Annotated in this window: 8 protein-coding genes; 5 read left to right on the plus strand and 3 right to left on the minus strand. The window is 70.6% G+C overall.

Annotation, left to right across the window (positions count from 1 at the left end; genetic code table 11):
* The first annotated feature begins 39 nt into the window (after positions 1-39).
* Complete coding sequence (gene guaB / locus CF8_RS03680; protein ID WP_010831794.1) at positions 40-1,542, plus strand: IMP dehydrogenase; 1,503 nt, start codon at positions 40-42, stop codon at positions 1,540-1,542.
* Here the strand turns inward: guaB and CF8_RS03685 are convergent.
* The 3 genes from CF8_RS03685 to CF8_RS03695 are packed head-to-tail and all read right to left on the minus strand — an operon-like array spanning position 1,527 to position 4,516.
* Positions 1,527-2,348, minus strand: coding sequence for an SDR family oxidoreductase (locus CF8_RS03685; protein ID WP_010831795.1), 822 nt, complete (start codon positions 2,346-2,348; stop codon positions 1,527-1,529). The two genes, guaB and CF8_RS03685, sit on opposite strands and share 16 nt — an antisense overlap.
* Complete coding sequence (locus CF8_RS03690) at positions 2,345-3,469, minus strand: hypothetical protein (protein WP_036490110.1); 1,125 nt, start codon at positions 3,467-3,469, stop codon at positions 2,345-2,347. The genes CF8_RS03685 and CF8_RS03690 overlap by 4 nt, the downstream gene beginning before the upstream one ends.
* Positions 3,470-3,508: 39 nt before the next feature.
* Positions 3,509-4,516, minus strand: coding sequence for an AraC family transcriptional regulator (locus CF8_RS03695; protein ID WP_010831797.1), 1,008 nt, complete (start codon positions 4,514-4,516; stop codon positions 3,509-3,511).
* A 42-nt stretch (positions 4,517-4,558) separates the two neighbouring features.
* On the opposite strand from CF8_RS03695, the gene CF8_RS03700 reads away from it, so the two are divergent.
* The 4 genes from CF8_RS03700 to CF8_RS03715 form a co-directional block, all read left to right on the plus strand.
* A complete protein-coding gene (locus CF8_RS03700; RefSeq protein WP_010831798.1) occupies positions 4,559-5,665 on the plus strand; it encodes a GuaB3 family IMP dehydrogenase-related protein in 1,107 nt (368 codons plus the stop codon).
* A gap of 7 nt (positions 5,666-5,672) precedes the next feature.
* Positions 5,673-6,821 carry an MFS transporter gene (locus CF8_RS03705; RefSeq protein ID WP_010831799.1) on the plus strand — a complete coding sequence of 383 codons (1,149 nt, stop codon included), beginning with the start codon at positions 5,673-5,675 and terminating at the stop codon, positions 6,819-6,821.
* A 26-nt stretch (positions 6,822-6,847) separates the two neighbouring features.
* Positions 6,848-7,627, plus strand: a complete 780-nt coding sequence (locus tag CF8_RS03710; protein ID WP_156887139.1) for a phosphotransferase enzyme family protein — start codon at positions 6,848-6,850, stop codon at positions 7,625-7,627.
* A gap of 159 nt (positions 7,628-7,786) precedes the next feature.
* The coding region (locus tag CF8_RS03715) for a hypothetical protein (RefSeq protein ID WP_036490113.1) at positions 7,787-8,552 on the plus strand (766 nt) is incomplete at its 3' end.

Consider the following 8,552-nt stretch of genomic DNA (forward strand, 5'->3'; position numbering starts at 1 on the left):
TTGTGCTGGGTGCACCAGTGGGCCGTTAGACTCTGGGGGGTGGAGATCCCCGAGAAGTTTGCCGCGCTGGGCCTCACCTACGACGACGTCCTGCTGTTGCCGGGTGAGTCCGACCTGGCCCCGGCCGACATCGACACGACGTCACGGCTGACGCGCGATATCTCGCTCAAGGTGCCGCTCGTCAGCGCCGCCATGGACACCGTCACCGAGTCGCGGATGGCCATCGCGATGGCTCGCGAGGGCGGCATCGGCGTGCTCCACCGCAACCTCTCCATCGAGGACCAGGCCTACCAGGTCGACCTCGTCAAGCGCACCCAGACCGGCATCATCTCCAACCCGGTCACCATCGGCCCCGACGCGACGTTGGAGGACCTCGACCGCATCTGCGGCGAATACCGCGTCTCCGGGCTGCCTGTCGTCGACGTGGACAACCGGTTACTCGGCATCATCACCAACCGCGACCTGCGCTTCACGCCCGTCGCCGAGTGGGCCACCACGAAGGTCAACGAGGTGATGACCTCCGAGGGCCTGATCACCGGTCCGGTCGGGGTCTCCCGCGAGGAGGCGACCTCCCTGCTGCGCGCGCACAAGCGCGAGCGGCTCCCGCTCATCGAGCCGGACGGTCGCCTCGGCGGACTGATCACGGTCAAGGACTTCGTGAAGTCCGAGCAGTTCCCCCACGCCTCCAAGGACGACGACGGACGGTTGCTCGTCGGTGCCGCGATCGGCTACTTCGGCGACGCGTGGGAGCGCGCCACGACGCTGGTCGAGGCGGGCGTCGACGTACTCGTCGCAGACACCGCCCACGGGCACGTGCACCTCCTGCTCGACATGGTCCGCCGGCTCAAGACCGACCCCGCCACCAAGCACGTGCAGGTCATCGGCGGCAACGTCGCGACCCGCGCCGGTGCGCAGGCGTTCGTCGACGCCGGCGCCGACGCGGTCAAGGTCGGCGTCGGTCCGGGCTCGATCTGCACCACCCGCGTCGTCACCGGTGTCGGCGTCCCCCAGGTCACGGCGATCTACGAAGCCTCGCTGGCCTGCAAGCCCGCGGGCGTCCCGGTCATCGCCGACGGCGGCATGAAGCACTCCGGCGAGATCGCCAAGGCGCTCGTCGCCGGCGCCGACGCGGTCATGCTCGGCTCGCTGCTCGCCGGCTGCGAGGAGTCGCCCGGCGAGCTCGTCTTCGTCAACGGCAAGCAGTTCAAGTCCTACCGCGGCATGGGGTCGCTCGGCGCGATGTCCAGCCGCGGCAAGAAGTCCTACTCCAAGGACCGCTACTTCCAGGCCGAGGTCGCCAGCGACGACAAGATCGTGCCCGAGGGCATCGAGGGCCAGGTCGCCTACCGCGGCCCGCTCGGCGCTGTCGCCCACCAGCTCATCGGCGGGCTCAACCAGTCGATGTTCTACACCGGCGCGCGCACCGTGCCCGAGCTCCAGGACAAGGGCCGCTTCGTCCGGATCACGTCGGCCTCGCTCAAGGAGAGCCACCCCCACGGTGTGCAGATGACGGTCGAGGCGCCGAACTACTCGGGAGCCTGAGCCTTCAGCAGCTTGCGCTGGACGCGCGCGCCCTGCTTGACCACGAGGGGCACCGCGGCCAGCCCGAAGGACGGTACGGCGTCGCCGACCCTGGCGACGATCCCGCGCCAGCCCGGCACGGCGGTCACGAGGCGCGGCTTGTCGAGCACCTTGCGCACCGCGTCGATGACCTCCTCGGGCTGCAGCAGCTTGCCCGAGAACGACAGGGCCGAGCCCGGGTCGTCGAGCTTGTCGAACAGCATCGGCGTCCAGATGCCGTCGGGGCAGATGCACGAGATGTCGATGTTCTTGATCCCGGCCGCACGCAGGTCGGCCATCGTGCTCAGGCTGAAGCCCATGGCAGCGTGCTTGGACGCGGCGTAGACCGCCTCACCCGCGACTGCCGTCAGGCCGGCCAGCGACACGATGTTGACGACGTGGCCTCCGCCCCCGTCCCGCATGGCCCCGATCGCAGCGACCGTGCCGTTGATCGTGCCGAGGGCATTGACCTCGAGCATCAGCCGGCGGGCGGCCTCGTCCTGCTCCCACGCCGGGCCGGTGATCAGGATGCCGGCGTTGTTGACCCAGACCTCGAGCCGGCCGGCGCGCTCGACGACCTCGTCGCGCGCGGCCTCGACCTGGGCGTGGTCACGCACGTCGACGACGCGGGCGAAGGCCCGCTCGCCGAGCTCGGCCGCGGTGGCGGTGGCGGCTCCCTCGTCGACGTCGGTGACCAGGACGGTGTGGCCGCGCTCGACGAGCAGGCGGGCGATCTCCTTGCCCAGGCCTCGCCCGGCTCCGGTGACGACCGCGCCGGAGCTGCTCATCGCAGGCCGGCCTGGATCTCGCCGTACGAGATGCCGCCGTGGCAGAAGGTCGGCACGACCGGCCAGAACCGCTTCCACGGGACCAGCTCGGTCGACGGGAGGATCTGCAGCCAGCGCGGGTCGGCCTTGCACGGGTCGGCCATCGTCTTCTCCTTGATCATGGAGTCGTACTGGTCGAGCGAGTCCTCGAGCGTGTTGGCGTTGGGACAGATCTCGCGACCGAAGTGCTCGTGGTACTTCCGCACGCCGGGGATCTTCGAGAGCTCCGGCTGCCAGTTGTCCAGCGAGATGCCGTTCTCCGACGACACCCAGACTCCGTCGGGGGTGTTGAGCACCAGCGAGTGGTTGCCGTCGGTGTGACCGGGCGTCCACAGCAGCGCGATGCCGGGACCGAGCTCGATGTCGCCGTCGAAGGTCGCGAACTTCGACGGGTCGACGCCGCCGAGCCCGCCGTCGACGTACCACGCCCACTGCATCGGGTGCAGCGACTGCAAGGTGGCGAGCTCGCGGCTGTGCACCAGCATCTTCGCGTCGCCGAACAGCGGCTGGCGCGGCTCGCTCTCACCGTCGATGACCTCGGTCGAGCCGAGGATCATCCGCGGGTCCTGCACGTGCAGGTGGTCGAAGGTGCAGAAGTCGATGTCCTCGGGGCGCAGGCCGAGCTGGTCGAGCACGTCGCCGGGCTCGTTGTAGTACTTCAGCATCAGCGTCTCGGCGAACTTGGTTGCGCCGGGGACCTTCGCCATCAGCGCCTGGAGGTTGGCGTAGAACGGCGCCTCGGCCGAGCCCTCGGGCATCGTCGGCTCGAAGACCAGCGTGCGGGGGCGGCCGTCGAAGTCGTCGTACTGCACCACGATCATCCGGTTGATCATCGAGATCAGCGGCAGCGTCGGCACCGAGACGGCGTCGTGGAAGGCGTAGTGGACCGGATAGGGCGCCGCGGCGATGTCGACCGACTTCACCGCGCGGATCTGGCCCTGGGCCTTGAAGCGCACCTTGTACGCCGCTGCGGCCTCGCGCACGGCTCGGAGCCGGTCCCCGCGCGGCCACACGTCGTGGACGCCGTCGAACTCGGGGATCGCTCGGGCGCCGATGTCGGAGAGGGAATTGGTCAGCGTCATGGCGACAAGGGTGCGACGCACACCCCGGAAAGACTTGTCTCAGCGCGACAATCTCAGCTGGCGGGGCGTGACGCCGTGCCAGCGTCGCACCGCGTGCGCGAGGGTGGACTGCTCGGTGAAGCCGAGGAGGGCCGCGACCTGGCTGAGCGGGAGGTCGGTGGTCGTGATGAGGCGGTGGGCGGCGTCGCGGCGGACGTCGTCAAGGGTCGCCTCGAAGGAGGTGCCCTCGGCGGCCAGGCGTCGCTGGAGGGTGCGCGGGTGCAGGGAGAACAGCCGCGCGACGTGGGCCAGGCTCGGGGTGCGCAGGCCCAGGCTCTCCGCGAGCGCGCGGCGGACCTGCACGGCGACGCGCGAGGTCGGCTCGGGGTAGTGGCGCGCGAGGTAGTCGAGCGCCACCTCGCGGATGGTGTCGTCGGCGCCGGCGAATCGCGCGTCGAGCACCCGCCGCTCGATCCGCAGCGCGGCGGTGGGCGCGCCGAACCTGACGTCGACCCCGAAGAATTCGGTGTAGCGACGGATGGGGGAGAGCGGCTGGTGCGGGAACTCCACCGATCTGAGCCCGGTGATCCCGTCCATCATCTGGTCGGCCACGTGGTGGAACAGCCCGAGGCCCAGCTCCATCGCCTGCGGCGAGTAGGGCGACTCCAGGAGGTCCTTGCGGTAGGTCAGCGCGACCACACCGCGCGCCCCGCGCGGGTCCGGCTCGAGGGCCACGGTCAGCGCGGGGCTGTGCACGAACATGAACCGCGAGGCGCACTGCAGCGCGTCGGCGACCGTCGGTGACGACTCGATGGCGAGGGCCAGCGGACCGAGGATGGTGAGGTCCTGGGACGTGGCCAGCCGCAGGCCGAGATCACGGCAGTCCAGGTCGTCGGCGGCGGCATCGAGCATCCGGTCGTGCTCGGTGATGCCGATCAGGCCGTCGTCGGAGTCGAGGGCGTCCGCAGGGAGGTGGAACCGGGCGAGGAACGCTGCGGGGTCGCCTCCCAGCTCGCGGATGAGCGGTGCGAAGCCGCGCAGGCTCGCGGTCCGGATCATCGGCCCCATGCCGCACACGATAGGTGGCTCTTCTGCCGATAGGCTGCGGTAGTGACTGAGATCGAGATCGGCCGAGCCAAGCGCGCCCGTCGCGCCTACTCCTTCGACGACATCGCGATCGTGCCCTCGCGGCGCACCCGCGATCCCGAAGAGGTCAGCACCGCCTGGCAGATCGACGCCTACCGCTTCGAGCTGCCCGTGCTGGCAGCGCCGATGGACTCGGTGATGTCGCCCGCGACCGCGATCGCCTTCGGCAAGCTCGGCGGCCTGGGCGTCCTCAACCTCGAGGGCCTCTGGACGCGGTACGACGACCCGTCCGACCTGCTCGAGGAGGTGGCCGGGCTCCGGGGCAGCGACGCGACGCGACGCATGCAGGAGATCTACACCGAGCCGATCCGGGCCGAGCTCATCACCGCCCGACTCAAGGAGATGCGCGAGGCAGGCGTCACCGTCGCCGGCTCGCTGTCGCCCCAGCGGACCAAGGAGTTCGCCAAGGCCGTCGTCGACGCCGGCGTCGACATGTTCGTCATCCGGGGCACCACGGTCAGTGCCGAGCACGTCTCCTCGCAGTTCGAGCCGCTGAACCTCAAGGAGTTCATCTACGAGCTCGACGTGCCCGTCATCGTCGGTGGCTGCGCGACCTACCAGGCCGCGCTGCACCTCATGCGCACCGGCGCTGCCGGGGTGCTCGTCGGTTTCGGCGGGGGAGCGGCTCACACGACGAGGACGGTGCTGGGCGTCGCCGTACCCATGGCATCGGCGGTCGCCGACGTCGCCGCGGCCCGTCGCGACTACCTCGACGAGTCGGGCGGTCGCTACGTCCACGTGATCGCCGACGGCTCCATCGGCCGCTCGGGCGACGTCGCCAAGGCGATCGCCTGCGGCGCCGACGCCGTGATGGTCGGCTCGCCGCTGGCGCGTGCGACCGACGCCCCCGGCCACGGCTTCCACTGGGGCGGCGAGGCGCACCACCCCGAGCTGCCGCGCGGCGAGCGCGTCGAGTTCGAGCGGGTCGGCACGATCGAGGAGATCCTCTTCGGGCCCTCGCGGGTCGCCGACGGCACCATGAACCTGATCGGCGCGCTGCGCCGCTCGATGGCCACGACGGGCTACACGGAGCTCAAGGAGTTCCAGCGCGTCGAGGTCGTCATCGGCTGATGACCAGGTGGAGACCCGACTGCTGAACCGGCCGTTCGTCCTGCTGGGAGTGGCCAACCTGGCGTACTTCACGGCAGTCGGCGTCGCCGTGCACACCCTGCCGCTCTACACGACCGGTCCGGTGGGCTCGGACGAGGCGGGCGCCGGGCTGGCGTTCGGCGCCTTCGGCGTGACGGCGCTGCTGTGCCGGCCCCATGTCGGGCGACTGTCCGACAGTCGCGGCCGGATCCCACTGATGATCTTCGGCGCGGTGCTGGCCGGCATCGGCATGCTGCTGATCCCGTTCGTCGCGTCGCTGGAGGCGCTGGTCGCGATCCGGTTGCTCCAGGGAGTCGCCGAGGCGGCGTTCTTCGTGGCGTCCTTCGCGCTGCTCGCCGACATCGCCCCACCGGAGCGCATGGGCGAGGCGGTCTCCTACAACTCGCTCGGGCTCTACCTCGGCCTCGCACTGGGGCCGCCGCTGGGCGAGGCGCTCCTCTCGCGATGGGGGTACGACGTCGCGTGGACCGGCGCCGCCGTGTTCTGTGCGGTGTCGGTCGGCCTGACGTTGCTGATCGGCGAGCCCGCGCGCGATCGTTCCCTCGTCGGCCACGGGAAGCTGATCCACCGCCCGGGCATCCCGGCGTCGCTCGGCTTCTTCGCCTCGTTGGCCGCGGTCGGCGGCTTCCTCGCCTTCGCGTCCCTGCACAGCGCGCAGGTCGGGATGAGCAACACGTCGCTGGCACTGCTGGTCTACGGCCTCGTCGTGGTGGTCTGCCGCATCGTGTTCGCGCGGGTGCCGGACCGTCTGCCGGCGCTGCCCCTCGGCATGGCCTCGCTGCTCGCGATGGCGGTGGGGCTCGGTGTCATGTCGCTGTGGCTGACGCCCGTCGGGCTGATGGTCGGCGTGGTGATCACCGCGGTCGGGGTGACGTTCTCGACGCCGGCGTTCTTCTCCGCGATCTTCGCCACCGCCGCCCCCTCCGAGCGCGGCGCGGCCGCCGGGACGGCTTCGGCCTTCATCGACCTCGGGCTGGGCTTTGGCCCGATCTGCCTGGGCCTCGTCGCCCGGTCCGACGGGATCCCCGCCGCGCTGATGACCGGAGCCGGGTTCGCCGTCGTCGGGGCCATCTGGGTGGGGTGGTTGAGCACGCGCCGTACGCCTGTGGCGGCATGACGTCGGGCCCCAGCACCGCAGATGCTGTGTCGGCATCAGTCGCCTGTGCGCGAGCGCTGGGACTGCCTGCCGACGACCCGGAGGTGATCGCCGAGGGCTACAGCGTCCGGGTGCGGCTGCGGCCTGCCGCGGTGGTCACCCGCGTCGTCACCATCGGGCGTGAGCTGCGTCCTGATCCGTGGACGTGGCTGGAGCGCGAGGTGTCCGTGGCGAACTACCTCGCGGCGACCGGGCTACCGGTCGTCGCCCCGTGGGCGGACGCGGGGCCGTACATGGCCGAAGGGCTGGAGGTGTCGTTGTGGCACTGGGCCGAGCACGACTCGACCGTGGTGTCGGCAGCTCAGTTCGGCGCGATGCTGGGACGACTGCACTCGGCGCTGGACGCCGACCCCGGCGACCTGCCGCCGCTGGTCGGCCCGCTCACCGACATCGCCACGGCGTTGACGGTGTCCTCGGATCCAATGCTGCACCGGGCCGCGGGCGAACTGGTTCCACTCGCGCTGACCTGGCCGCGACGCCCGTTGCACGGAGACGCCCACACCGGAAACGTCCTCATGACCCCGGGCGGGCCGTTGTGGACGGACTTCGAAGACGTGTGCGTCGGGCCATTGGAGTGGGACTTGGCCTCGATGACGATCACGGACGACGCCGTGGCCGCCTATCCCGGTCCCGTCGACCGACTCCGGTTGGCCGATTGCCGTGACCTCCGTCGTCTCCAGATCCTGGCGAGCCTGCTGGTCGGCGGCTATGAGGAACCTGCGCTCCATCAGGAGCTCGTGTCCCACCTGGGGCGACGCGACTGTTGATCGCGCCCCCGGGGTGGCCCGGATTCGAAGGGGGCCTCTCGCCCGCCTCTGAGGCCGCAAGCGCGCCTCAGCCCACGGCCCTCCTGGCAGGCCACCAGCGGCCCTCGTGAGGCCCCACGCACCGCGAAAAGGACGACCTAGACCTCTTGACTCGAACAGATGTTCGAGGGAGAATGGGTCATGGCCACCGACACCGTCACTCCCACCGCGATGATCGCGGAGCTGAGGGAGACGACCGCACTGTTGCGGTCGGCGCAGACGCGGGTGTTCGTGCTGGCAGCCGAGTGGGCCGATGCCCACCCTGACGAGAAGGCGACCACGAGTGGTGCGTGCATCCACGGGTGTCCGACGACGGGTCTGCCGGGGGAGGACTTCGGCGGCGGCTGTGCGAACGGTTGTGTCGGTGACCCGGACGGGTTGGACGACCCGTTCATCCCTTCGGTGCGGTGGGACGCACCGGCGGCGTTCGGTGGTGCGATCGGGCGGTCCACCAACGCCGCGTCGTGCCTGATCCGCGATGCGCTGATCGTGCGACACCGCCTGCCCCGGCTCTGGGACCGGGTGCTCGTGGGCCAGGTCGAGCCGACGAAGGCGCGGATGCTCGCGCGCTCGATCATGGGTCGCCCGCGCGACGTGTCGGACCACATCGACACCCACGTGGCCCACCTCGCGCACAAGATCGGCGAGGTCGCGCTGGAGAAGAAGATCGACGAGGCGATGCTGCGGCTCTACCCCGAGCAGCGCGAGGCCGACCAGCTCGAAGCCCTCGACCGCCGGTTCGTGCGGCTCGACGAGGCCTCGATCAACCACACCGGGATCGCCGACATGGCCATCCGTGGCGACTGGAAGGACCTGTTCGACTTCGAAGCCACCGTGTCCCGGGTCGCGGTCGCACTCGCCGCGAGGGACGCGGCCCTGGGCCTGC

Origin of the sequence: Nocardioides sp. CF8 (assembly GCF_000389985.1) — a bacterium.
In the GTDB taxonomy this organism is placed as follows: Bacteria; Actinomycetota; Actinomycetes; order Propionibacteriales; family Nocardioidaceae; genus Nocardioides; species Nocardioides allogilvus.